General features: G+C 74.9%; 22 protein-coding genes. 7 read left to right on the top strand and 15 right to left on the bottom strand.

The window, feature by feature from the left end; all coding sequences use genetic code 11:
* Positions 1–69 precede the first annotated feature (69 nt).
* From pgm to HLV61_RS16860, 6 genes are all read right to left on the bottom strand, one after another.
* Entirely contained in the window at positions 70–1704 is a 1635-nt protein-coding gene (pgm, locus tag HLV61_RS16885; RefSeq protein WP_369257473.1) for a phosphoglucomutase (alpha-D-glucose-1,6-bisphosphate-dependent), read from the bottom strand.
* A gap of 43 nt (positions 1705–1747) precedes the next feature.
* Positions 1748–3463, bottom strand: a complete 1716-nt coding sequence (gene bluB / locus HLV61_RS16880; protein WP_369257471.1) for a 5,6-dimethylbenzimidazole synthase — start codon at positions 3461–3463, stop codon at positions 1748–1750.
* Complete coding sequence (locus tag HLV61_RS16875; RefSeq protein ID WP_369257469.1) at positions 3460–3777, bottom strand: hypothetical protein; 318 nt, start codon at positions 3775–3777, stop codon at positions 3460–3462. Before HLV61_RS16875 ends, bluB begins: the two co-directional genes overlap by 4 nt.
* Positions 3774–4166 (bottom strand): VOC family protein, encoded by a 393-nt coding sequence (locus HLV61_RS16870; protein ID WP_369257467.1) that lies wholly within the window; start codon positions 4164–4166, stop codon positions 3774–3776. Before HLV61_RS16870 ends, HLV61_RS16875 begins: the two co-directional genes overlap by 4 nt.
* Complete coding sequence (locus tag HLV61_RS16865) at positions 4163–5005, bottom strand: helix-turn-helix transcriptional regulator (protein WP_369257465.1); 843 nt, start codon at positions 5003–5005, stop codon at positions 4163–4165. Before HLV61_RS16865 ends, HLV61_RS16870 begins: the two co-directional genes overlap by 4 nt.
* Positions 5006–5080: 75 nt before the next feature.
* Positions 5081–5926 (bottom strand): alpha/beta fold hydrolase, encoded by an 846-nt coding sequence (locus HLV61_RS16860; protein ID WP_369257463.1) that lies wholly within the window; start codon positions 5924–5926, stop codon positions 5081–5083.
* A 69-nt stretch (positions 5927–5995) separates the two neighbouring features.
* On the opposite strand from HLV61_RS16860, the gene HLV61_RS16855 reads away from it, so the two are divergent.
* Both HLV61_RS16855 and HLV61_RS16850 read left to right on the top strand, forming a co-directional pair.
* Positions 5996–7696, top strand: a complete 1701-nt coding sequence (locus HLV61_RS16855) for a helicase (protein WP_369257461.1) — start codon at positions 5996–5998, stop codon at positions 7694–7696.
* Positions 7697–7715: 19 nt separating this feature from the next.
* On the top strand, positions 7716–8090 hold the full coding sequence (locus HLV61_RS16850; protein ID WP_369257459.1) for a hypothetical protein: 375 nt from the start codon (positions 7716–7718) through the stop codon (positions 8088–8090).
* Between the two features lie 9 nt (positions 8091–8099).
* Here the strand turns inward: HLV61_RS16850 and HLV61_RS16845 are convergent, their stop codons facing one another.
* A complete protein-coding gene (locus HLV61_RS16845; RefSeq protein WP_369257457.1) occupies positions 8100–8927 on the bottom strand; it encodes an alpha/beta fold hydrolase in 828 nt (275 codons plus the stop codon).
* A gap of 69 nt (positions 8928–8996) precedes the next feature.
* On the opposite strand from HLV61_RS16845, the gene HLV61_RS16840 reads away from it, so the two are divergent.
* Positions 8997–10343 carry a DNA polymerase IV gene (locus tag HLV61_RS16840; protein ID WP_369257456.1) on the top strand — a complete coding sequence of 449 codons (1347 nt, stop codon included), beginning with the start codon at positions 8997–8999 and terminating at the stop codon, positions 10341–10343.
* Positions 10340–10930, top strand: a complete 591-nt coding sequence (locus tag HLV61_RS16835) for a class I SAM-dependent methyltransferase (RefSeq protein ID WP_369257454.1) — start codon at positions 10340–10342, stop codon at positions 10928–10930. The genes HLV61_RS16840 and HLV61_RS16835 overlap by 4 nt, the downstream gene beginning before the upstream one ends.
* A gap of 93 nt (positions 10931–11023) precedes the next feature.
* Here HLV61_RS16835 and HLV61_RS16830 read toward each other — a convergent pair whose 3' ends face one another.
* Positions 11024–12199: a PucR family transcriptional regulator gene (locus tag HLV61_RS16830; protein WP_369257452.1), complete on the bottom strand. Its 1176-nt coding sequence runs from the start codon at positions 12197–12199 to the stop codon at positions 11024–11026.
* 103 nt (positions 12200–12302) lie between these two features.
* On the opposite strand from HLV61_RS16830, the gene HLV61_RS16825 reads away from it, so the two are divergent.
* A complete protein-coding gene (locus HLV61_RS16825; protein WP_369257450.1) occupies positions 12303–13403 on the top strand; it encodes a ferredoxin reductase in 1101 nt (366 codons plus the stop codon).
* Positions 13404–13431: 28 nt separating this feature from the next.
* Positions 13432–14640 (top strand): fatty acid desaturase family protein, encoded by a 1209-nt coding sequence (locus HLV61_RS16820; RefSeq protein ID WP_369257448.1) that lies wholly within the window; start codon positions 13432–13434, stop codon positions 14638–14640.
* Between the two features lie 69 nt (positions 14641–14709).
* Here the strand turns inward: HLV61_RS16820 and HLV61_RS16815 are convergent, their stop codons facing one another.
* The 6 genes from HLV61_RS16815 to rpsF all read right to left on the bottom strand — a co-directional run bounded on the left by HLV61_RS16815 (position 14710) and on the right by rpsF (position 20572).
* On the bottom strand, positions 14710–16632 hold the full coding sequence (locus HLV61_RS16815) for an Ig-like domain-containing protein (RefSeq protein ID WP_369257446.1): 1923 nt from the start codon (positions 16630–16632) through the stop codon (positions 14710–14712).
* Positions 16633–16934: 302 nt separating this feature from the next.
* A complete protein-coding gene (dnaB, locus tag HLV61_RS16810; RefSeq protein WP_440284929.1) occupies positions 16935–18299 on the bottom strand; it encodes a replicative DNA helicase in 1365 nt (454 codons plus the stop codon).
* A 758-nt stretch (positions 18300–19057) separates the two neighbouring features.
* Positions 19058–19513 (bottom strand): 50S ribosomal protein L9, encoded by a 456-nt coding sequence (gene rplI / locus HLV61_RS16805; RefSeq protein WP_369257442.1) that lies wholly within the window; start codon positions 19511–19513, stop codon positions 19058–19060.
* Between the two features lie 2 nt (positions 19514–19515).
* Positions 19516–19752, bottom strand: coding sequence for a 30S ribosomal protein S18 (gene rpsR / locus HLV61_RS16800; protein WP_073422051.1), 237 nt, complete (start codon positions 19750–19752; stop codon positions 19516–19518).
* Positions 19753–19793: 41 nt separating this feature from the next.
* On the bottom strand, positions 19794–20282 hold the full coding sequence (locus HLV61_RS16795; protein WP_369257440.1) for a single-stranded DNA-binding protein: 489 nt from the start codon (positions 20280–20282) through the stop codon (positions 19794–19796).
* A 2-nt stretch (positions 20283–20284) separates the two neighbouring features.
* On the bottom strand, positions 20285–20572 hold the full coding sequence (rpsF, locus tag HLV61_RS16790) for a 30S ribosomal protein S6 (RefSeq protein ID WP_369257438.1): 288 nt from the start codon (positions 20570–20572) through the stop codon (positions 20285–20287).
* Positions 20573–20797: 225 nt separating this feature from the next.
* Between rpsF and HLV61_RS16785 the strand changes: the two genes are divergently transcribed.
* Positions 20798–21610, top strand: coding sequence for a deoxyribonuclease IV (locus tag HLV61_RS16785; RefSeq protein WP_369257436.1), 813 nt, complete (start codon positions 20798–20800; stop codon positions 21608–21610).
* Between the two features lie 75 nt (positions 21611–21685).
* On the opposite strand, the gene HLV61_RS16780 is transcribed toward HLV61_RS16785, so the two are convergent.
* Positions 21686–23101: a glycosyltransferase family 87 protein gene (locus tag HLV61_RS16780; RefSeq protein WP_369257434.1), complete on the bottom strand. Its 1416-nt coding sequence runs from the start codon at positions 23099–23101 to the stop codon at positions 21686–21688.
* Between the last annotated feature and the right edge of the window lie 39 nt (positions 23102–23140).

Raw genomic sequence — 23140 nt, 5'->3', positions numbered from 1 at the left:
GTCCAGCGGGTCCGCGCGGCCCTCGCCGCCTGCTGAGGGCGGCAGGGATGACCGTTCCTGCCGCTGGGGTCAGGCGCCGAGGGCGGCGCCGACGACGGCGCGGGCCTCCTCCTGCACGCGGGCGAGGTGCTCGGGGCCCTGGAAGGACTCGGCGTAGACCTTGTAGACGTCCTCGGTCCCCGACGGGCGCGCGGCGAACCAGGCGTTCTCGGTGACCACCTTGAGGCCGCCGATCGCGGCGCCGTTGCCCGGGGCGGCGGTGAGCTTGGCGGTGATCGGCTCGCCGGCCAGCTCGGTGGCGGTGACGTCGGAGGGCGACAGCTTCCCCAGCGCGGCCTTCTGCTCGCGGGTCGCGGGGGCGTCCACCCGCGCGTAGGCCGACTCGCCGTACCGCGCGACCAGGTCCGCGTGCAGCTGCGACGGCGAGCTGCCGGTGACCGCCTGGATCTCGCCGGCCAGCAGCGCCAGCAGGAGGCCGTCCTTGTCCGTCGTCCACACCCGGCCGTCGCGGCGCAGGAACGAGGCCCCCGCCGACTCCTCGCCACCGAAGCCGACCGACCCGTCGAGCAGCCCGGGCACGAACCACTTGAACCCGACCGGCACCTCCACCAGCCGCCGCCCGAGGCCCTCGACCACCCGGTCGATGAGCGACGACGACACCAGCGTCTTGCCGACGGCGACGTCGGCGCCCCACTCCGGGCGGTGCGCGAACAGGTGGGAGATGGCGACGGCGAGGAAGTGGTTGGGGTTCATCAGCCCGGCGTCGGGGGTGACGATGCCGTGCCGGTCGGCGTCGGCGTCGTTGCCCGTGGCGATCGCGTAGTCGGCGCGCTTGCCGATCAGGGAGGCCATGGCCGACGGCGACGAGCAGTCCATGCGGATCTTGCCGTCCCAGTCCAGCGTCATGAACCGCCAGGTGGGGTCGACCAGCGGGTTCACCACGGTCAGGTCGAGGCGGTGCCGCTCGGCGATCGCGGCCCAGTAGTCGACGCTCGCCCCGCCCAGCGGGTCAGCGCCGATGCGCACGCCGGCCGAGCGGACCGCGTCGAGGTCGAGCACCGACGGGAGGTCGTCGACGTAGGTGCCCACGAAGTCGTAGCGCTGCGCGGCGGCGTGCGCCCGGGGGAAGGGGATCCGCCGCACGCCGTCGAGGCCGGAGGCGAGCAGCTCGTTGGCCCGCGCGGCGATCACCGAGGTCGCGTCGGTGTCGGCCGGGCCACCCGACGGCGGGTTGTACTTGAAGCCGCCGTCGCGGGGCGGGTTGTGCGAGGGGGTGACGACGATGCCGTCGGCCGGCCCGGAGCTCCTCCCCCGGTTGGCGGTGAGGATCGCGTGACTGACCGCCGGGGTGGGCGTGTACCGGCCGGCGGCGTCGACCAGCACGGTCACGTCGTTGGCCGCCAGCACCTCCAGCGCGCTGGCCCACGCCGGCTCCGACAGCGCGTGGGTGTCCCGGCCGAGGAACAGCGGGCCGTCGTACCCCTGGGCCGCCCGGTACTCGCAGATGGCCTGCGTGGTGGCCAGGATGTGCGCCTCGTTGAACGCGGTGTCGAACGACGACCCCCGGTGCCCGGAGGTCCCGAAGGACACCCGCTGCGCCGGCTCGGCCGGGTCGGGCACCAGGGTGTAGTACGCGGTCACCAGCGAGGCGACGTCGACCAGGTCGGCTGGGGAGGCCGGCTGGCCGGCGCGGGGATCGGTCACGCCCGTGATCCTGGCCTGACCGGCCCTCTCACGGCGACCGGGGTCACCCCACCCGGGCGGTGGTGCGGCGTACCCGCAGGCCGTCGAGCAGCAGCCCGGCGGCCAGCGCGGCGCCCGCGCCCTCCCCGGCGCGCAGCCGCAGGTCCAGCAGCGGCTCGAGGCCGAGGGCCTGCAGGACGAGGTCGTGCCCGCGCTCGCGGCTGCGCTGACCGGCCACCAGGCAGGCCTGCGCGCCCGGCTCGAGCAGCACGGCGGCCAGCGCGGCCACCGAGACGGCGAACCCGTCCAGGACGACCGGCGTGCGCGCCTGCGCGGCGCCGAGCACCGCGCCGGTGAGGACGGCGAGCTCCGGCCCGCCGAGCTCGGCCAGCGCCCGCGCGGGGCCGAGCCCGGTCCCGGCCCGGGCCAGCGCGGCGGCCACCACCGACCGCTTGCGCTCCAGCACCTCGCTGTCGGCGCCCGAGCCCAGCCCGGTGACGTCGGCGGGGTCGGCGCCCAGCAGCCCGGCGGCCAGCGCGGCGGCGACCGTCGTGTTGCCCACGCCCACCTCACCGAGCGCCAGCAGGCCCTCCGCCGCGGTGCCGAGCGCCCGCCCGGCCGCCAGCAGCCGCTCGACGTCGGCGGGGGTCAGCGCGGGGGCGGAGACCAGGTCGCCGCGGCGGCCGACCGGGCGGGCGTCCACCGCGCGGGGCAGCGGGTCGCCGGCCACCCCGGCGTCGACGACGACGGTCGCGAGCCCCGCCGCCGCGGCGGCCGTGGCGCCCACCGAGCTGCCGGCCAGCGCCGCGCGGACGACGTCGCGGGTGACGTGCCCGCCGTAGGCCGAGACGCCGCGCGCCGCGACCGGGTGGTCGGCGGCGGCGAGCACCAGCGTGCCGCTGGTGACCTCGCCGCGGCCGAGCGCCACCACCCGGTCCACGGCGCGGTCGAGCACGCCCAGCGAGCCGGGCGGGGTGAGCAGCCGGTCGGCCTCGTCGCGGACGCCGACCACCGCCTCCCGGCCGGGGGCGCGCAGGTGCGACGGGGGTGCCGCCGGGCCGCCGTCGTCGGCCGGCCAGCGGTCCTCCACGACGACGGCGTCCAGCGGCAGGCGCCGCGACCAGCCGGCCCGCTCCAGGCCTGGCGCGGGCGGGCGCTCGTCGGGCCAGCCCAGGCACAGCCAGCCGAGGGTGGCCACGCCGGCGGGCAGCCCGACCAGCCCGGCCAGCTCCTCGGGCCGGAACAGCGTCACCCAGCCCATGCCCAGGCCCTCGGCGCGGGCGGCCAGCCACAGGTTCTGGATCGCCGCGGCGCAGCTCCACAGGTCGGCGTCGGGGAAGGTGGCCCGTCCGAGCACGCCGGCCGCGGGCGTGCGCCGGTCGCAGCAGACGACGATCCCCAGCGGCGCCTCGCGCACGCCCTCCAGCTGCAGGTCCAGCAGCCGGCGCGCGGCGTCGGGCTCCAGCTGGGCGGCCTGGCGCAGCCGCTCGCGGTCGGTGAGGACGGCGGCGCGGTCGCGGACCGCGGCGTCCCGCACGACGACGAACCGCCACGGCTGGCTGTGCCCCACGGACGGCGCGGCGTGCCCGGCGGCGAGGACCCGCCGCAGGACGTCGTCGGGGACCGGGTCGGGGCGGTACCGGCGGACGTCGCGGCGCGCGGCGACGACGGCGTACAGGCCGTCGGCCTCCTCCGGCATGGCCCACGCGGCGGGGTCGCCGGCGCGCTGGGCGGCCGAGGTGGCGTCGCCGATGACCGGCACCGGCCGCGGGTAGCTCACGGGCGGTCCCGCCGCAGCCGGGCGGGCGCGCGCCGGGTCCACGCCTCCTCGAGCAGGTCGGCGACGACGGCGTCGTCGGCCGCCGCCAGGTCCACCTGGACGCCGGACAGGCGCGTGCCCCACCACAGCAGCGACACCGCGCCGCCCTCGGCCGCGCGCGCCTCCGACTCCCCGAGCATGACGTTGAGGATGCCCGGTGCCCACAGCGTGGCGAGCACCGTGGTCCCGAGCCGGAACGACGGGCGGCCGTGGTGGTCGGTCTCGGTGACCTCCGGGAGGGCGAGGGCCAGCGCGCGGACCTGCTCCTCGTTCATCCGCGCGGCGCCCCCCGGTAGTCGCCCACGCTCCAGCTGTTGCCCTCGGGGTCGCGGACGGTGAACTCCGTGCCGCCGTGGCCGGGCTCGCTGAGCGGCCGCACGACGTCGGCGCCGGCGTCCTGCACGCGCTTCCAGACGGTCTCGACGTCGTCGGTGACGAGGTAGGCGCCGGTGGCACCGGGCCGGACGGACCAGCCGCCGTCGTCGCGGACGGAGCCGAGCATGACCCCGCCGCCGGGCGGCCAGGCGAGCTCGGCGTGCACGACCAGGTCGCCGTCGGGGACGACGAGGGTCTCCTCGAAGCCGAGGACGTCGACCAGCCAGCGGATGAGGGCGGGGGCGTCGGCGGCGCGGAAGGCGGGCCAGACGGTGGGGGAGGGGGTCATGCCGCCGATCCTGGTCCGGCCGCGGCGGCGTGGTCTTGGACGAATCCGAACTCCGCGGCCAGCCAGCGCAGCGGGGAGAGCCCGGTGAAGGCGCGCCACTCGCGGGTCAGGTGGGCCTGGTCGGCGTAGCCGGCGGCCGCGGCGAGGCCGGCGAGGTCGGGCCGGGAGCGCCCGGCCAGGACCCGGCGGGCGCGGTCGAAGCGGACCACCCGGGCCGCCTCCTTGGGCGCCAGCCCGGTCTCGGCGCGGAACCGGCCGGTCAGGTGCCGTTCGGACCAGCCGATCCGGCGGGCGACGTCGGCGACCCGCAGCCGCCCGCCGCCGGCGAGGGTCAGCCGCCAGGCCTCGGCGACCTCGGGCGCGGGGTCGCCGGCCGGCCCGGCCGCCCGTCGCAGGACGTGCTCGGCGGCGGCGAAGCGCTCCTCCCAGGTCGCGGCCGCGCGCACCCGCTCGACCAGCTCGGGGCCGACGGCGCCCAGCACGTCGGCGAGGTCGACGTCGAGCGCGGCGAGCTCGCCCGCGGGCACGCCGAGCAGCCGGCGGGCGCCGAGCGGGGAGAGCGAGAGCTGGATGCCGGTCTGCCGGCCGGGGTGCCGGATCAGCGCCGGGGTGGTGTGCAGGCCGCCGACGAGCGCGTCGTAGCGGCCGGGTGCCTGCGCCGGGTCGGGGTGGGCGACGACGTCGAGCGGCTCGTCGAGCGTCACGACCAGCGTGAGGGTGGGGGAGGGCAGCCCGCGGTGCGTGCCGGCGGCGAGGCCCTCCTGCCGGTAGCCCACGGCGTCGGTGACCAGCCCGCGCAGCGCCGCGTGCGGCCGGTGCACGACGAACTCGCTGGTCACCCGCCCACGATGGCAGCGGCCGGCGACATCCTCCAGGTCCGGACGTGTGCACGTCCGCGGAAGTGCCCGCTCCGGTCACTCGACCGCGTCGAGGAAGCGGCGCAGCGTCTCGACGAAGACCTCCGGCTGCTCGGAGTGCACCCAGTGGCCGGCGTGCTTGACCTTCACCAGCCGGGTCGAGGGGAACAGCTCGTCCATCCGCGCGCGGTCCTCCGGCAGCACGTAGTGGCTCTTCGCCCCGGCGATCCAGAGCACCGGGCCGTCGAACGTGGCGCCCGGCGGCGGGTCGGGGAAGCCGCGCAGCTCACCGAGGTCGCGCTCGAGCGTCTCCAGGTTCAGCCGCCACCGCCAGCGACCCGAGCCGACACCCTCGCGGACCAGGCTCTGCAGCAGGAACGACCGCACCATCGTGCTGGGCACCGCCTCGCGCAGCGCCCGGTCGGCGTCCTCGCGGGTGCGCAGCGCGCCCAGGTCCACCGCCCGCATCGCGGCGATGAAGGCCGCGAAGGGGGAGGCCTCCTCGTCGGGGTCGTCGGTGCGCCCGCCGCTGAGCGGGTACTCGACGGGGGCGATGTCCACGACGACCAGCGCGCGCAGCAGCTCCGGCCGGCGCAGCGCCAGCGTCATGGCCACCTTGCCGCCCATCGAGTGCCCGACCAGCGTCACCGGCTCGCCGAAGGACTCCAGTTCCGCGGCGACCAGGTCGGCCATGTCCCCGTAGTCGACCCGCTCGGTCCACGGCGAGTGCCCGTGGTTGGGCAGGTCGAGCAGGGTGACGCGGTGCCGGTCGGCCAGCCCCTTGGCCGCCGTCGTCCAGTTCTTGCCCTGGCCGAACAGGCCGTGGACGAAGACGACGCGCGGCCCGGCCTCCCCGACGGTCCGCGCGGCCAGCCGCTCGTCGGAGGGCGCATCGGCGGTCACCCGGCGATTCCACCAGATCCCCGCTCCCCGGCCACCTACCGTGCCGGGGACGACGGGGGAGGTCCCACCATGCCCGGACGGCGCCGCGCCGCCACCACCACCAAGCGCCGGACGACGAAGCGGCGGACGACGGCACGCCGGCCACCGGTGCCCGACCTGCCCACCGCGGGCCCGGGCGAGCGGGTGTGGGTGCTCGCCGTCCCGTTCCGCGCCCCGGCGCCCGGCGCGGTGTGGCACGCCGGCCTGCAGGCGCACGTGTGGGTGGGCGCGCGGCTGCCGCCGGCGCTGGCGCCCCACGACCCGCCGCCGTACACCCTCGAGCGCTTCCTCGAGGACGAGCTCAACGACACGCCGCGCCCGCTGCCGGAGGGCGCGCCGATGGTGCCGCGCGAGGAGCAGTGCACCGGCGCCGAGGCCGTCGTCGCCTCCGCCGCCGCCGGGCACCGGGTGTTCCTGCTCGGCGACGACCCCGGCGTCGGCAAGACCGGCACCGCCGTGATGGCCGCGCGGGAGATCTGCGAGCTGCGCGGCGGTGAGCGGGTGCTCGTCGTCGCCGACCGCCCGGCGGCGATCACCATCCCGCACTGGACCCGCTCGATCGCCGGCTTCGGCGACGGCGGCCTGCGCTGGTGCGTGACCACCTGGGACCGGCTGGCGAAGGTGTCGAAGCTGTCGTTCGACGTCGTGATCGCCGACGAGGCGCACATGGTCCGGCACACCACGACGCAGCGGTGGAGGCACTGGAAGGCCGTCTCCGGCCACGCGCGGGCGAAGGACGTCCCGTTCGTCGTCGCGGCCACCGCCACCCCCGCGCACACGCCGCTGGAGCTGCCCTACCTCGCGCCGCAGTTCGCCCAGCGGCACGACGAGCCGCTGCGCGCCTGGGCCGACCTCCCGGCGAAGCTGGCCGAGCACGGGTTCCACGTGGAACGCGGCCGCTACGGCTGGACGTGGACCGAGGACGCCGACCAGCGCCGCGCCGACCTCGCCCGGCTGCAGGGCTGGCTGGCCGGCGGCGACCCGCCCGCGACCCTGCACCGCTCCGCGCCGTGGGGGCCGGTGTCGGTGACCGGGACGCCGGTGGCGCTCACCCCCGCCGAGCGGGCCGCCTACGAGTCGGGGTGGCAGGAGTTCCGCGCCGAGATGCGGCTGGCCCGCAGGGCCCGGCAGAGCGCCCGCGGCCGGGCGGCGCTGCTGCGGTTCCGGCAGAAGGCGGGGCTGATCCGCGCGCAGGCCACCGTCGACTGGGTGCGCGCCCAGGTGGAGGCCGAGCGGCAGGTGGCGGTGTCGGTCGAGTTCGTGGAGACGGCGGCCGACCCGATCCGCGAGGCGCTGCAGGACGCCGGCATCGCCGTCGCCTGCATCTACGGGCGCGACCGGTTCGACGTCGAGGCCGAGCGGCTGCGCTTTCAGACCGGCGCCGCGCCGGTGTGCGTGTTCACCGTGACCGCCTCGATCAGCCTGCACGCCGGCGAGCTGCTGCCCGGCGGCACCACCGCCTCGACGACGCCGCGGGTGGGCCTGTTCCACCAGCCGCGCTTCTCCGGCATCCAGGCCCGCCAGGTCACCGGGCGCACCCACCGCGACGGGCAGGTCTCGCCGTGGCGGGTGGCCTTCGCCGAGGGCACCGTCGAGGAGCAGGTGGCCCGGGTGATGGTGGAGCGGCTGGCGGTCAGCGGGTCGACGGCGGGCGCGGACACCTCCGCGCTGCAGGAGATCGCCGAGCTGCTCGACGCCGACTGGCTGCCGCCGGCCGCTCTGACGGAGTGAGGACCGCTAGCGTGCCCGGGTGGTCGTGGTCGCCGTCGCCGGTGTGGCCGTCCTCGCGGGCCTCGCCGTCTTCCAGGCGCTGCTGAACGGCGGGGCGCCGCTGGGCCGGTTCGCGTGGGGCGGGCAGCACGAGGTCCTCCCGACGCGGCTGCGCGTCGGCAGCGCGGTGGGGATCGCGGTCTACGCCGTCGCCGCCCTGGTGGTGCTGCAGGCGGCCGGGGCGCTCACCGTCCTGCCCCGCGGCCTGGTCGACGTCGGGATCTGGGTCCTGACGGGGTACTTCGCGCTCGGCGTGGCCCTCAACGCGGCGTCGCGCAGCCGGCCCGAGCGGCTGGTCATGACGCCGGTGGCACTCGCTCTGACCGTCGTCTGCCTCGTGCTCGCCCTGCGGTGACCGCGCCGGTCAGCGCAGGAACTCGGTGACCGCGCGCTCGGCACCGGCCGGGAGGGTGTGGTGCGTGGCCCCGGGCAGGGTCACCACCGTGGCCCGCGGCATGACCTCCGCGGCGCCGCGGGCCACCCGGCGCGGGTCCTGCGCCCGGCCGTCCGCGGGGACGACGACCAGCGTCGGCACGGTCAGCGCGCCCAGCCGCGCCGCGTCGGGACGCCGGGTGCGCACCGGCGCCGCCGCCGGGACCTCGGCACCCGCGGCCGCGACGTCGAGCCAGGCGTCGTCGACCGGCCGGCCGCCGGTCTCCCAGCGCACCAGCGCCCGCATCCGCCCGGCCGTGGGCCGGGTGAGCACCGGGACCGCGTGCAGCAGGTAGCCGGGGGAGAAGCCGGCGAAGGTGGTGGTCGGGTCGAGCAGCGCCAGCCGCCGCACCCGCCGGGGGCGGTCGAGGGCGAAGGTCAGCGCCTGCCACCCGCCGTAGCTGTGCCCGGCGAGGTCCGCGTCACGCAGGTCGAGGCCGTCGAGCACCTGCTCCAGCCACTCGGTGACGTCGTCGGTACCGGCCAGCGGGGTGCTCGCGGGGCTCCGGCCGGCGTCACCCACGGGGTCGACGGCGTGCACCCGGCGGACGGCGGCCAGCAGCCGCATCGCGCCCGACCAGGCCAGCGCGGTGGCGCCGCCCCCGGGGAGGAGCACCAGCGGGGGAGCAGACGCCGCTCCGCTGACCAGCACGTGCGTGCGGCCGAACCGGGTGTCGACCTCCCGGGACCGCACCGGCACGGGCCAGCGGGCCAGGGCGGCGTCGTAGGCCGCGTCGAACGCCGTCCGGCCGTCCCCCATGGGGCGGAGCCTGCCGGTGCCGCGGGGTCCCGGCAAACGGCCCGGCAGCGCCCAGGGAGGATCGGGGGCGTGCGGCGGGAGGCGAGCGTCCTGCACCTGGACCTGGACGCGTTCTTCGCCGCCGTCGAGCAGCGCGACAAGCCCTCGCTGCGGGGCCGGCCGGTGGTCGTCGGCGGGACCGGCGGGCGCGGCGTCGTCGCCACGGCGTCCTACGAGGCCCGCGCCTACGGCGCCCGCTCGGCCATGTCGACGGCGGAGGCCCGGCGCCGCTGCCCGGCCGGGACGGCGTTCCTCGGCGGCCGGTTCGGCGCCTACCGGCGGACGTCGGAGGTGGTCATGGGGCTGCTGGGCGAGGTCTCGCCGCTGGTGGAGCCGGTGTCGATCGACGAGGCCTACGTCGACCTGGCGGCCGTTCCCGGCCGCGACCTCTCCGTCGACGGCGTCACCGCGCTGGCCCGCGACCTCAAGGCGCGCATCGCCGAGGCCACCGGCGGGGTGACCGGCTCGGTCGGCATCGGCAGCTCCAAGCTCATGGCCAAGCTCGCCTCCGACCTCGACAAGCCCGACGGCCTCGTCGTCGTCGCCCCGGGCACCGAGCTGGACGTGCTGCACCCGCTCCCGGTGACCCGGCTCGGCGGCGTGGGACCGGCGACGGCGGAGCGGCTGCGGCAGGTCGGCGTCGCCACGGTGGCGCAGCTGGCGGCCAAGTCGCTGCCCGACCTCGTGGCACTGGCCGGCCGCGCGCACGGCACGGGGCTGTACCAGCTGGCGCGGGCCGACGACGACCGGCCGGTGGTGGCCGAGCGCGAGGCCAAGTCGGTGTCGCAGGAGTCGACCTTCGAGCGCGACCTCACCGACCTGGCCGAGCTGAACCGGCTGATCGACTCGATGGCCACGCGGGTGGGTGAGCGGCTGCGCTCCTCGGCGCTGTCGGGGCGCACGGTGACGCTCAAGCTGCGCCGCTACGACTTCACGACGATGACCCGCTCGCAGACCCTGCCCCAGCCCACCGACGACGCCCGCCAGGTCGCCTCGATCGCCCGGCGGCTGCTGGCCGAGGCCGGCACCGGCGGCGGCCTGCGGCTGATCGGCGTCGGCGTCTCGGGGCTGTCCCAGTACGCGCAGGGCGACCTGTTCGCCGTCGAGGGTCCCGCGCCCGCCGAGATGGCCGACGCCGTCGTCGAGGAGCCGGCCGCGCCCGAGCCGCCGGCCGACCGGCGGTGGTGGCCGGGGCAGGACGTCGTCCACGACGCGTTCGGGCCCGGCTGGGTGTGGGGCCGCGGGCTCGGGCGGGTGACCGTGCGCTTCGAGGGGCCGCTCACCGCGCCCGGGCCGGTGCGGACGCTGGCCGCCGACGACCCCGCGCTGCACCCGGGCGACCCGCCGGACTGGCGTCCGGCGACGATGAGGACATGACGGAACCGAGCGCGTGGGTGCGGATGACCCAGGCCGACCCGGGCCACTCGGCCGCCTACGTGCAGCGGTTCCGGACGCTGGCCGCCGGCGGGACGGACATCGTCGGCGAGGCCCGGCTGGTCGACGCGATGCTGGCGCGCGCCTCGCGGGTGCTCGACGCCGGCTGCGGGCCGGGCCGGGTGGGCGGCCACCTCGCGTCGGTGGGGCACCACGTCGTCGGTGTCGACGTCGACCCGGTGCTGATCGACGCGGCGCGGCAGGACCACCCGGGCCCGCGCTGGCTGGTGGGCGACCTCGCCGAGCTCGACCTGCCCGACCGCTTCGACGCGATCGTGTGCGCGGGCAACGTGGTCACGTTCCTCGCGCCGAGCACCCGCGGGGAGGTGCTGCGGCGGTTCCGGGCGCACCTGGCCGAGGGCGGGCGCGCCGTCGTCGGGTTCGGTGCCGGGCGGGACTACGCCTTCGGCGACTTCCTCGCCGACGCGCGCGCGGCCGGGCTCGAGCCCGACCTGCTCCTGTCGAGCTGGCACCTGCACCCGTTCACCGCGGAGTCGGACTTCCTGGTGGCGGTGCTGCGCCCCTCGTGACCCCGGCGCCCGTCCCCCCGCGATCATGGCGCCGGGACCACCCCCGACCGCCCTCACGTGGTCCGCGCGCCATGATCGCGGGGATGAGGTCCGTCAGCGGGCGCCGAGGGCGAGGGTCAGCTCCAGCACCGTCTGCGGGTCGTCGAGGCGCTTGCCGTAGAGGTCGCGCAGCTGCCCCATCCGGTAGCGCACGGTCTGCGGGTGGACGAACAGCTCCGCGGCCACCTGCTCGCGGCGGCCGTGGTGCAGCAGCCACGAGCGCAGGGTCTCCAGCAGCTTCTCCCGCGGGCCGGGGCCGAGGTCGTCGAGCGGGGCGAGCACCTGGGCGCGCAGGTCGGTCAGCGCCTCGCCGTCGGCCCGCAGCACCAGCTCGGCCAGCCGGACCTCGGTGTCCACCGGCGCCTCGCCCTCGGGCGCCAGGCCCAGCTGCAGCGCCCGCAGCGCGCGCGAGTACGACGACCGCGCGTCCTGCCACGGGCGGGCCGGCCCGACGACCGCGCCGCGCCCGGTCAGCGACGTCAGCAGCGCCGCCCGCGCGAACCCCTCGGCATCGGGGACCAGCAGCACCGCCCGCTCCGCCGAGGGCTCCGCGCCGGGCAGGTCCTCGCCGACCTGCAGGGTGCGCGCGTCGATCACCCGCGTCGCGTCCCGGGCGCCGGCCTCGGGCAGCAGGACGGCGGTGAGCGTGCGCGGCGGCGTCCAGTCCGCCCGCTCCGCGGCGACGTGCAGCTCGTACGGCGGCGCACCGGTGACCAGCAGCTCGGCCAGCCGCTCGAGGTGCCGGCGGCGCACCCGGCCGCTGGCGGCGAGCTGGTCGGCGTGCCCGGAGGCGCTGGCGGCCGACAGCTGGTCGATGTAGGCGAACACGAGCTCGGCGAAGCGGGCCAGCGTCGCGGCGGGCATCCCGGCGGTCACCGCCTTGTCGCTCAGGTGCCGCCAGGCCACCCGGGCGCCCACCCGGTAGGCCGACAGCAGCGCGTCCATCGACCGCCCGGTGCGCGCCTCGCCGCGGCCCAGCACGTAGGCGCCCTCGATGGCCGGGTCGACCGGCCGGCTGGCGTCCGCGCCGCCCGTGGCCAGCTCCAGGAAGCCACCGAGGGCCAGCTCGACGGCGCCCTCGATCTTGCGGCCCATCGGCCCGCGGAAGGCCTCGGCGTAGCTGGGCACCTCGACGACGATGGCCGCCACCGTCCGCTCGGCGACCGGCGTCAGCTCGGTGCGCAGCGCGGCAGCGACCTCGGGCGAGAAGGTCTCCTGCTGGGGTACCACGTGACCTCCCCGTGACCGCGGTTGTCCTCTGCGAACAGTAACCGCTCCGACGTTCACGTCCAGGGCACAGGTGATTGCCCCTCCTGCAGGGAACAGTGAGTACATGACCGCGACCGTTCCGCGCCCGACCGCGGCCAAGCCGGCGCTCCGGGCGTTGCGTGACCGCGTCATGCGCGTCGCCGAGCTCGTCACCACGCCCCTGCTGCCGGCCGACTACCTCGACCTGATCGATCCGCTGCGCTCCGGCGCGGCCCTGCGCGGACGGATCGAGGCCGTGCTGCCCGAGACCCGTGACGCCGCCACCGTGGTCATCCGCCCCGGTGCGGACTGGCAGACGCACCGGCCGGGCCAGTACGTGCGCATCGGCATCGACGTCGACGGCGTCCGCATGTGGCGCGCCTACTCGATCACCTCCGACCTGGGCCGGACCGACGGCTGCTTCACCGTCACCGTCAAGGCCATCCCGGGCGGCAAGGTCAGCAACCACCTGGTCCGCCACACGCAGCCGGGCACGATCGTCCAGCTCGACCAGGCCACCGGTGAGTTCTGTCTGCCCGAGCAGCTGCCCGGCAGGGCCCTGTTCGTCACCGCCGGGTCCGGCATCACCCCGGTGATGGGCATCCTGCGCAACCACCCCGAGCTCACCGACGTCGTCCTCGTGCACTCCGCGCCCACCCCGGACGAGGTCGTCTTCGGCGCGGAGCTGCGCAAGCTCGCCGCCGACGGCCGGATCCGGCTGGTCGAGCAGCACACCGACACGGCCGGGATGCTCGACGCCGCCGCGATCGCCGCGCTCGTGCCCGACCTCGCCGAGCGCGCCACCTGGGCCTGCGGCCCGGTCGGCATGCTCGAGGCGCTGGAGCAGCACTGGGCCGCGGCCGGCATCGCCGACCGGCTCTACACCGAGCGGTTCCGCCCGAAGGTGCTGGTCACCGGCGAGGGCGGCACGGTCACGTTCACGAAGAACGGGACGTCGGTCGAGGCCGACGGCGCCACCCCGATCCTCGACGCCGCCGAGCAGGCCGGCGTCCTCATGCCCAGCGGCTGCCGCATGGGCATCTGCTACGGCTGCGTGCTCCCGCTGCGCGAGGGCGCCGTCCGCGACCTGCGCACCGGCGAGCTCACCACCGCCTCGCCGGGCGACGGCGTCCTCGTCCAGACCTGCATCAGCGCCGCCGCCGGCGCCTGCGACATCGACCACTGACCCAGCGACACCCCAGGAGCCGCACCGCATGACCGTCCTGCAGAAGAAGACCGACAACCCCATCGAGCACCTCACCCCCGAGGACATCGAGCTCATCGGCAAGGAGCTCGACGAGATCCGTCAGGGCGTGATCGACAGCCGCGGCGAGTCCGACGCGCGCTACATCCGCAAGGTCATCGACGTCCACCGCAAGATTGAGCTGGGCAGCCGTGCCGTCCTGCTGGCCTCGGGCTTTCCGCCGGCCTGGATCGCCGGGACGATCGGCCTGTCGATCGCCAAGATCCTCGAGAACATGGAGATCGGGCACAACATCCTGCACGGTCAGTGGGACTGGATGCGTGACCCGAAGATCCACTCCACCACGTGGGAGTGGGACATGGCCAGCCCGTCCGAGCAGTGGAAGCACTCGCACAACGAGCTGCACCACACGTACACGAACGTCGTCGGCAAGGACAACGACCTCGGCTACGGCATCATGCGCGTCGACGAGGACCAGCCGTGGACGCCGATGCACCTCGGCCAGCCGCTGTGGAGCTTCATCAACGCCTGCTTCTTCGAGTACGGGATCGCCGCGTACGACCTCGAGCTGGCCGCCGTCGTCGCCAAGAAGCAGACCGGTGACCCGGACTTCCGCCGGCGCGCCCGTCAGGTGATGGTCAAGATCGGCCGGCAGGTGCGCAAGGACTACCTGATCCACCCGCTGCTCTCGGGCCCGAACTTCCTCTCCACCGTGGCGGCGAACTTCACCGCCAACCTGGTGCGCAACCTGTGGTCGAACTCGGTCATCCTCTGCGGGCACTTCCCCGAGGGCGTCGAGACCTTCGAGAAGAAGTCCATCGAGGGCGAGACCCGCGGTGACTGGTACCTGCGCCAGATGCTCGGCTCGGCCAACATCTCCGGCTCCAAGGCGATGCACGTCCTGACCGGGAACCTGTCCCACCAGATCGAGCACCACCTGTTCCCGGACCTGCCGAGCAACCGGTACGCCGAGATCGCGCCGAAGATCCGTGACCTGTTCGACCGCTACGGCCTGAACTACCACACGGCGCCGCTGCCGCAGCAGGTCGGCTCGGCCTGGCACAAGATCATCCGGCTCTCGCTGCCCAACGGCTGGCTGCAGAACACGACCCGGCGCAACCTGCCCTCGCAGGTGGCCAAGCTGTGGAAGATGACCACCGGTGCGCCGAAGGTCCGCCGCATGCTCGTCCGCGAGCAGGCCGCCATGGCCGCCGCGTAATCACTGCGCACGAGAGAGGGGCCCGGGACGCTGATCGCGTCCCGGGCCCCTCCGTGTATCAGCCCGCCGTCAAGCGGCCGGCGGCCTCGGGGTGAAGTTCAGCGGCAGCAGCAGCGCCGGGTCGCTGATCGGCACCTCCCAGACGTTCCCGGCACCGTCGGGGTCGATGACCTGACCCGTGCCGAGGAACTGGGCGATCTGCTCCTGCCCCTGCGCCGTCGCGGCCGGGTTCGCAGGGAAGGTCAGGATGAACCCGTGCGGGTTCGTCCCGGCGCCTGACGTCCGGTCGTTGCGGTAGAGGCTGGTCCGTGACCACAGGTCGCCCGCGTCGATGACCGTGTAGGACGTCGGGTTGGGCACGGTCTGGTCACCGAAGGCCACCTGGAAGACGACCCGCTCCGGCCGGATCAGTGGCGCGAACGTCTCCGGGCTGCCCGGCCGCGTGAGCCAGGTCGTCCGCGAGAGGTACTCCTGGATGGCCAGGGCACCCGGCACGTTGGCCGTCACCGGCCCTTCACCGCGCAGGGGCATCTGCTCGGTGAAGTAGGGCCGGGCGGGGTCGGTGCTGCCGTTGAGCAGGCCCACCGCCCCGAGCGCCTGGGCGGTGAGCCCTCGGAACGACGGCGAGAGCCGGGAGATCTCGGTGATCGGGCCGCCGGGGACGTTGAGCACCGAGCGGGTGACCGCCGGGTCGGCACCGGTCAGCATCGTGCCGTAGATGCCGCCGAAGCTCTGCCCGAAGTAGGTCACGTCCCGGCCGGAGAGGTCTGCAGTGCCGTCACCGTCGACGTCCGTGCCGCCCACCGAGCGGATCAGCGTCATGATGTCGGCCGCCGTCTGGCGCAGGGCGTCGCGGGACGACACCGCGGCGACGACGTCCCCTGCGGCCGAGGATCCCTCGGTGGAGCCGATCAGGACGTCCGCGTCGGCCTGGTCGACGCCACGACCGTAGGAAGGGAGCCTCTGTTCGCCGGCGGCAGTGGTGATCACCCATTGGCCGTCAGGCCCGAGGCCGTGCCCGACCACGTTGGTCCCGATGGTCGCGATGCCCCTTCGGGCGTTGGTCACGGCCGCGGCGAGGACGTTGGCGTCCGAACCGGTGAAGCCGTGGCCGAAGACGGCCACCGGCCAACCGCCGGTCGGCGGCGCACCCGGAGGCAGCACGGCGACGAAGGGCAGCGTCGCGGCAGCGACGGGTGCCGGACCGGCGTCGCGGGTCGGCGTCTGCGCGATCGTCACGTCCGGGCGCAGCCAGGACGGCGCCTGGAAAGAGCCGAATGCCAGGGTGCTGCCACCAGGCAGCAGTGCGGTCACCACCTGCGGAGTCGGCGCCGTGTTGGTCGGGCCGGTGTCCTGAGCGAGGGCGACCGTCGTCCCGGCAACCGGGAAGGCGCCGTCGGTCTGCAGCTCCGGCGTGATGCCCAACCGTGAGAAGGCGCTACCGCTGTCGATCTGGCGGCGGAGGTCCAGCAGGCCGTCGGTCGCGCTGAGCGTGGTGAAGGTGTCCTGGATGGACTTGTTGGCCGGTCCGCCCTGCACCCGCAGGCGGTAGGTGGTGCCGGGGGCGAGCTGCTCGGCCGGGTGGGCGTAGAGCGTGTTCGTGGCCGGGTCCCACACGACCCGGTCCACGCCCGTGCGCCAGCCGCCGTGGGCCTGCTGCACGGTGATCTGCGCCGCGGCCTGCACCGGGTCGACCGCACGGTCGAACCGGACGGCGATCCGCGGGTCGAGGTCGAAGCCGTCGAGCTGGTTGAGCTGCTGCACCAGGCCACAGCTGATGGCGGCGCCGCAGCCCTCCGTCGGCAGGTTCACGCGCCGGCCGGTCAGCTGCGCCGGGTCGCGCACGGTGAGGCTGTCGGACGGGAAGACCGAGAGCGGCTCGGCCTTGTCCGGGGTGGCCAGCGCGGGGGGCGCGGTGACCGAGAGAGCGGCCGTGAAGGCCAGCGCACCGATGAGCGACGAGGTCGTCCGGTGCCAGCGTCGTTGCTGCAAGGCATCTCCAGGTGGGGGTGAGGGGACGCCTATTGGTAGTCGCCGGTGTCTTGGATCACAAGGCGATCACGGAAACAGTGTGCGGAACCGTTCCCCCCTGCGTCCGGCCCCGGGGACGACCGGCAGCGGGGTCCTCGCGCGCCGCACCGACCGGGTGTCCGCCCTCGTCCGCACCGCGTGTTCCACGTGGATCGGCCCGAGACGCCACGGCGGCCCGGAGCATTCGCTCCGGGCCGCCGTGGTCGCTGCTCGACCGCCGTGTCAGGTCGTCGTGCCGTGCCGTGTCAGGTCGCGGTGCCGGGTCAGTTCGCCATGTCGACGAAGCGGCTGTAGTGGCCCTGGAAGGCGACGGTGACGTTCGCGGTCGGGCCGTTGCGGTGCTTGACCAGCATGATGTCGGCCTCGCCGGCCCGCGGGGACTCCTTCTCGTACATGTCCTCGCGGTGGATCATCATGACCATGTCGGCGTCCTGCTCGATCGAGCCGGACTCCCGGAGGTCGGACAGCATCGGCTTCTTGTCCTGACGCTGCTCGGACCCACGGTTCAGCTGCGACATCGCGATGACCGGGACCTCGAGCTCCTTGGCCAGCAGCTTCAGCGCACGGGAGAACTCCGACACCTCCTGCTGGCGGCTCTCGACGCGCTTGCCCGAGGTCATCAGCTGCAGGTAGTCGATGACCACGAGCTTGAGGTCGTTGCGCTGCTTGAGCCGCCGCGCCTTGGCCCGGATCTCCATCATCGTCATGTTCGGCGAGTCGTCGATGTAGAGCGGCGCGTCGGCGACCTCCCCCATCCGGCGGGCCAGCTTCGACCAGTCCTCGTCCGACAGCGTGCCGGCGCGCATGTGGTGCAGCGGCACCTTCGCCTCGGCCGACAGCAGACGCATGGTGATCTCGTGCTTGCTCATCTCGAGCGAGAAGATGACGGCCGGCATGTGGTGTTTCACCGTTGCAGAACGCGCGATGTCCAATCCCAGAGTGCTCTTGCCTACACCAGGCCTTGCTGCGATGACGACCATCTGTCCCGCTTGCAGACCATTCGTCAGTTCGTCGAGGTCGCGGATCCCGGTGGGCACGCCGCGGGCGGTGCCGCCGCGGGAGGCGATGGCGTCGAGCTCGTCCATCGTCGGCTGCAGGACGTCCTCGAGGCGCGAGTAGTCCTCGCTCATGCGCTTCTCGGTGACGTCGTAGATCTCCTGCTGGGCGCGGTCGACGATGTCGTCGACGTCGCCCTTGCCGCCGGCCGCGCCGTAGCCCAGCTGGACCACGCGGGTGCCGGCCTCGACCAGCCGCCGCAGCACCGCCTGCTCGGCCACGATGGCGGCGTAGTAGCCGGCGTTGGCCGCCGTCGGCGTCGAGGCGATGAGGGTGTGCAGGTAGACCGCGCCGCCCATCTTCGACAGCTGGTCGGTGCGGTTGAGCTCCGCGGCGACGGTGATCGCGTCGGCCGGCTCACCGCGCCCGTACAGGTCGAGGATGCAGTCGAAGATCACCTGGTGCGCCGGCCGGTAGAAGTCGGCTCCGTGCAACACCTCGACGACGTCGGCGACCGCGTCCTTGCTGAGCAGCATGCCGCCGAGCACCGACTGCTCGGCCGCGACGTCCTGCGGGGGCTGCCGGTCGTACGCCGGCGCCGCCGCCTGCGGCCGGCTGAAGTCGTCGGCCACCGCCACCTGGGTACCTCCCTCTCCTCGTCGGCACGCGCGCGTGCAGACCCCGGCCGCCCGGCCGGGGCCCGGTGGGGGAAGCACCAGGACGCCTCACGTGCTACTCGAACACGCGTTCGAGCACATTGCTACCGGGAGCCACCGACAGTTCTCGGCGCCCCGGCGCCGGGGAGGACGTTAGGAACCAGGGACGGACCCGTCCAACACCCGTGTGGGCCGCGTTCTGCACAACTTGTGGACAAGTCGGTGGACAGACCGAGTCGACATGTGGAGACGGCCGGGACACCGACCGGTCATCCCGCGGTCCCGGGCGCGTCACCTGCGCCGCGGCCGCCCACCGGCTGTGGACAGGAGAAAGTGGGCGTGGCGGCGGCGCCGGGCGTGTCGCGCCGTCCCGCCCTGAACAGCCGTCACAGCCGCGCCGGAGGTCGGCTGCCGGGCCTCCCGCGGCCATCCCGAGGACGGCGAGGAGGGCGGGTCCCTCCAGCGTCCCCCCGCTGCGGTCGAGTGCCGCGGGCAGCTCCCGGTCCAGCGCGGCCACCGCGTCCCGCCCGTGACAGCTGCCGCTGGCGCGCCGGGTGCGGCGCGCGCCTCGGTGCCCGCGGTGGGCGGGCTGCTGGTGCTGCCCGCCACCGGTCGCCACGACCCGGCGCCGCAGGGCTGAGGTCGGCGACCGCGCACGACAGGACCACACACGGCAGGAGGGGCGCCGGACGACGTCCGGCGCCCCTCCTGGGCGGTACTCGGTGCTGCGGGGCTCAGCCCGCGACGACCTCGATGGGCAGGGTCGCCGTGACCTCCGGGTGCACCCGCACGGTGACGGCGTGCTGGCCGGTGGTCTTGATGCTGCTCGGCAGCTCGATGCGCCGGCGGTCGAGCTCCGGGCCACCCGCGGCGGTGACGGCCGCGGCCACGTCGGCGGTGGTGACACGGCCGAACAGGCGGCCGCCGTCGCCGGCGCGGGCGGGGACGCGCACGGTCAGGCCGGAGAGGCGACCGGCCACGGCCTGCGCCTCCTCGAGCGACCGCACCTCGCGCGCGGCACGCGCGCGCCGCAGCGAGGTGACCTGCTTCTCGGCACCGCGGGTGGCCACGATGGCCAGGCCGCGGGGCAGGAGGTAGTTGCGGGCGTACCCGCCCTTGACCTCCACCGTGTCACCGGAGGACCCGAGACCGGTGACCTCCGCCGTCAGGATCAGCTTCGTGGTGCTCATGGTCAGCGCGCCGTCGAGGTGTAGGGCAGCAGGGCCATCTCACGGCTGTTCTTGACGGCCGTGGCGACGTCCCGCTGGTGCTGGCTGCAGTTGCCGCTCACGCGGCGGGCACGGATCTTGCCGCGGTCGGAGATGAACTTCCGCAGCAGGGTCGTGTCCTTGTAGTCGATGTAGGTCGCCTTGTCCTTGCAGAACTGGCAGACCTTCTTCTTGGGCTTGCGCACGGGGGGCTTGGGCACTGGGTTCTCCAGGTACGACTAGAGCGGGGAAAGAGGAGGGATCAGAAGGGCGGCTCGTCGGACGGGCCGGCCGGCGTCGACCAGGGGTCGCTGGCTCCACCGCCACCGCCGCCGAAACCGCCGCCACCACCGAAGCCGCCGCCACCACCGCCGCCGCCCTCACCACGGGAGGCCCGGGTGACCTTGGCGGTGGCGTAGCGCAGCGAGGGGCCGATCTCGTCGACCTCGAGCTCGATGACGGTGCGCTTCTCGCCTTCCTTCGTCTCGAACGAGCGCTGCTTGAGGCGCCCCGAGACGATGACCCGCGAACCGCGGGTGAGCGACTCGGCGACGTTCTCCGCCGCCTGCCGCCAGACGTTGCAGCGCAGGAACAGCGCCTCGCCGTCCTTCCACTCCTGCGACTGGCGGTCGAAGGTGCGCGGCGTCGAGGCGACGGTGAAGTTGGCGACCGCGGCTCCCGACGGCGTGAACCGCAGCTCCGGGTCGGAGGTCAGGTTGCCGATGACGGTGATGACGGTCTCGCCGGCCATGCTCAGTGGACCTCGGGCCGCATCAGCTTGGTGCGCAGGACCGCCTCGTTGAGGTTGAGCTGGCGGTCCAGCTCGGCGACCGCAGCGGGCTCGGCCTGGATGTCGACGATGGCGTAGATGCCCTCGACGTGCTTCTTGATCTCGTAGGCCAGGCGACGCCGGCCCCAGATCTCGGTCTTGACGGTGCCACCGGAGTTGGTGACGACGGTCAGGAACCGGTCGAGGGAGGGAGCGATGGTGCGCTCCTCCAGGTCGGGGTCGAGGATGACCATCAGTTCGTAGCGACGCACGGAGAACCCCACCTCCTCTGGTCTGTGGCGGCTGCAGGAGGTCTGCAGCAGGAGGGTCGAACACGCGTCGCGCGCCCTGTGCGCCGGGACGGCACACGGAACGCGCAGGTCGAGGATACCAGCGCGGCTCCCGCTGCCTCCCCGCCAGGACGGGAGCGACGTCCGCGGCGCCGGCGGGCACGGATCGCCGGGTACGTGCCCGCCGGCGGAACTACTGTCGCCGGGGTGGCGGAGCACCCGATCGGCGTACACGTCGGCCCCGGTCTGACGCAGGACAACGAGCTCGACGCCGGCGGCCCGCTGGCGCGCGCGGCGGAGATGGACGCCGACGGCGTGCAGGTCTTCCTCGGCGACCCGCAGGGCTGGAAGGCGCCCCTCCCCCGCCCGGACGCCGAGGACCTGCTGGCCTCCGACGTCGCGGTGTTCGTGCACGCGCCCTACGTGCTCAACGTGGCCTCGACCAACAACCGGATCCGCATCCCCAGCCGGAAGAACCTCGCGGTGCACGCGCGGGCCTCGGCGGCGATCGGCGCCCGCGGGATGGTCGTGCACGGCGGTCACGTGCTGGCCAAGGACGACCCGGCCGCCGGGTTCGACAACTGGCGCAAGACATTCGCCCGCCAGGCCGAGGACGGCGGCTTCCCGCTGCCGGTGCTCATCGAGAACACCGCCGGCGGGGACGCCGCGATGGCCCGCGAGCTCGGCGCGGTGGCCCGGCTGTGGGACGCCGTCGGCGAGTTCGGCGCGGGCTTCGTGCTGGACACCTGCCACGCCTGGGCGGCCGGCTGGGACCTCGCCACCGCCGTCGACGACGTCCGCGCGGTCACCGGCCGCGTCGACCTCGTGCACCTGAACAACAGCCGCGACCCGCACGGCTCCGGCCGCGACCGGCACGCGCCCCTCACCGAGGGTGAGATCCCGCTGGAGCTGCTGCTGGAGGTCGCGCGGGCCGCCGAGTGCCCCGTGGTCCTGGAGACCCCCGGCGACGCCGCGTCGCACGCCGAGGAGGTCCAGCTCGTCCGCGATGCCCTGCGCTGAGGCCCTGAGAGCGGTTTGGAAGCGGTATAGGAAGCGATCCGCACGTCGCGGGCGCCGGGACGTGCGGAGCGCTTCCTATGCCTCGACCCGTGCCTCGACGCGGCGGCGCAGGGTGACCCGGTCGGGAGCGCCGTCCAGCGGTCCGCCGGCGGGGTCGTCGACACCGGGCCAGCTGGTGCGGACGGGATCCTCGTCGGGGTGCAGGACGTCGCGCACGACCAGGCCCATGAAGACGACGACGGCGAGGTCGCGCGCGATCACCGCGAGGAAGAACCACTCGACGCCGACGCCGCGGTCCTCCGTGCCGAGGTACCAGAGCATCCGCAGCACCCAGAGCACCACCTCGCTGGCCTGCCACAGCAGCAGCGCGCGCCAGCGCGGCCGGGCGAGCACCGCCAGCGGCAGCAGCCACAGCGAGTACTGCGGGCTCCAGACCTTGGTCACCAGCAGGAACGCCGCGACCAGCAGGAAGGCCACCTGCGGCACCCGCGGCCGCACCGGGGCGCGCAGCACCAGCCAGCCGAGCCCGGCGACGACGAGCAGCACGCAGACCGCCACGACCGTGTTGAGCAGCACCGGCGGCGTGCCCTCGGGCAGCGGGCCGTCGAGGAACCGGCCGTCGGAGGCGGTGATCAGGACGTTCCACAGGCTGTCGGGGTCGGCCGGGCGGGCGGTGTTGAGGCGGAAGAACAGCGACCAGTTCCGCGGCGCCAGGAGCGCGACCGGCACGTCCACGGCCAGCCAGGCCACCCCGGCGGCGACGGCGGCCCGCAGCCACTCGCGCAGCCGGCCGGCCCGCAGGCACAGCAGGAACAGCGCGCCGAGCAGCAGCAGCGGATAGAACTTCGCGGCGACGCCGAGACCGAGCAGCGCCCCGGCCAGCACCGGCCGGTTGCGCGCCCAGGCCCACGTCCCGCCGGTGGCCAGGGCGACGGCGAACAGGTCCCAGTTGGTGAACGCGTGTACCAGCAGCAGCGGGGACAGGCCGATCATCGCCGCGTCCCACGGCCGGTGCCCGGCCAGGGCGAGCACCCCGCGGACGACGAGGAACGCGCAGCCGCACAGCAGCAGGCAGGTGGCCACGTAGTACGCCTGCACGGGCGGGACCTGCGGCAGCAGCCCGGCCGCCGTCGCCAGGTCGCCGTAGACCCGGCCGAGCAGCGCGGCCAGCGCCATGAAGGCGCCGGTGAGGACCGGGTACTCGACCCCGGAGTCGAGGTAGGGGAGCGACCCGGCGTCCAGGCCGTGCAGGGTGAACAGCGGGACGGTGTCGGAGTAGCAGAGGTGCGTGTACTGCACCGAGCCCGCCCAGTTGCCGTCCGAGCACGGCGCCTGCTTCAGCCACGCCCCGGCCAGGACGGCGGTGGCGTAGAGCAGGCAGATCCGCAGCGGCGTCCAGAACAGCGCGCGGCCGGTCACGGCGTGCCGTCCCCACGGCCCGCCGACCGCCTCGCTCGCCTGCGCCGCGACCGGGTCGGACCAGGTCGGCACCACGCGGTCCGGCCGGCCCGCGGGCACCGACCCGGGAGC

This window comes from Geodermatophilus amargosae (genome assembly GCF_041028265.1).
Classification (GTDB): Bacteria; Actinomycetota; Actinomycetes; order Mycobacteriales; family Geodermatophilaceae; genus Geodermatophilus; species Geodermatophilus amargosae_A.
Note: the sequence above shows the minus strand (reverse complement) of the source record. Positions and strands in the feature narration are given on the sequence as shown.

Excerpts from the sequence above, each read along its gene's own strand:
- rplI (WP_369257442.1), bottom strand. The coding sequence starts at position 19,513 with ATGAGCACCACGAAGCTGATCCTGACGGCGGAGGTCACCGGTCTCGGG.
- HLV61_RS16875 (WP_369257469.1), bottom strand. The coding sequence starts at position 3,777 with ATGAACGAGGAGCAGGTCCGCGCGCTGGCCCTCGCCCTCCCGGAGGTC.
- HLV61_RS16820 (WP_369257448.1), top strand. The coding sequence starts at position 13,432 with ATGACCGTCCTGCAGAAGAAGACCGACAACCCCATCGAGCACCTCACC.
- HLV61_RS16845 (WP_369257457.1), bottom strand. The coding sequence starts at position 8,927 with ATGGGGGACGGCCGGACGGCGTTCGACGCGGCCTACGACGCCGCCCTG.
- HLV61_RS16855 (WP_369257461.1), top strand. The coding sequence starts at position 5,996 with ATGCCCGGACGGCGCCGCGCCGCCACCACCACCAAGCGCCGGACGACG.
- HLV61_RS16795 (WP_369257440.1), bottom strand. The coding sequence starts at position 20,282 with ATGGCCGGCGAGACCGTCATCACCGTCATCGGCAACCTGACCTCCGAC.
- HLV61_RS16825 (WP_369257450.1), top strand. The coding sequence starts at position 12,303 with ATGACCGCGACCGTTCCGCGCCCGACCGCGGCCAAGCCGGCGCTCCGG.
- HLV61_RS16870 (WP_369257467.1), bottom strand. The coding sequence starts at position 4,166 with ATGACCCCCTCCCCCACCGTCTGGCCCGCCTTCCGCGCCGCCGACGCC.
- HLV61_RS16835 (WP_369257454.1), top strand. The coding sequence starts at position 10,340 with ATGACGGAACCGAGCGCGTGGGTGCGGATGACCCAGGCCGACCCGGGC.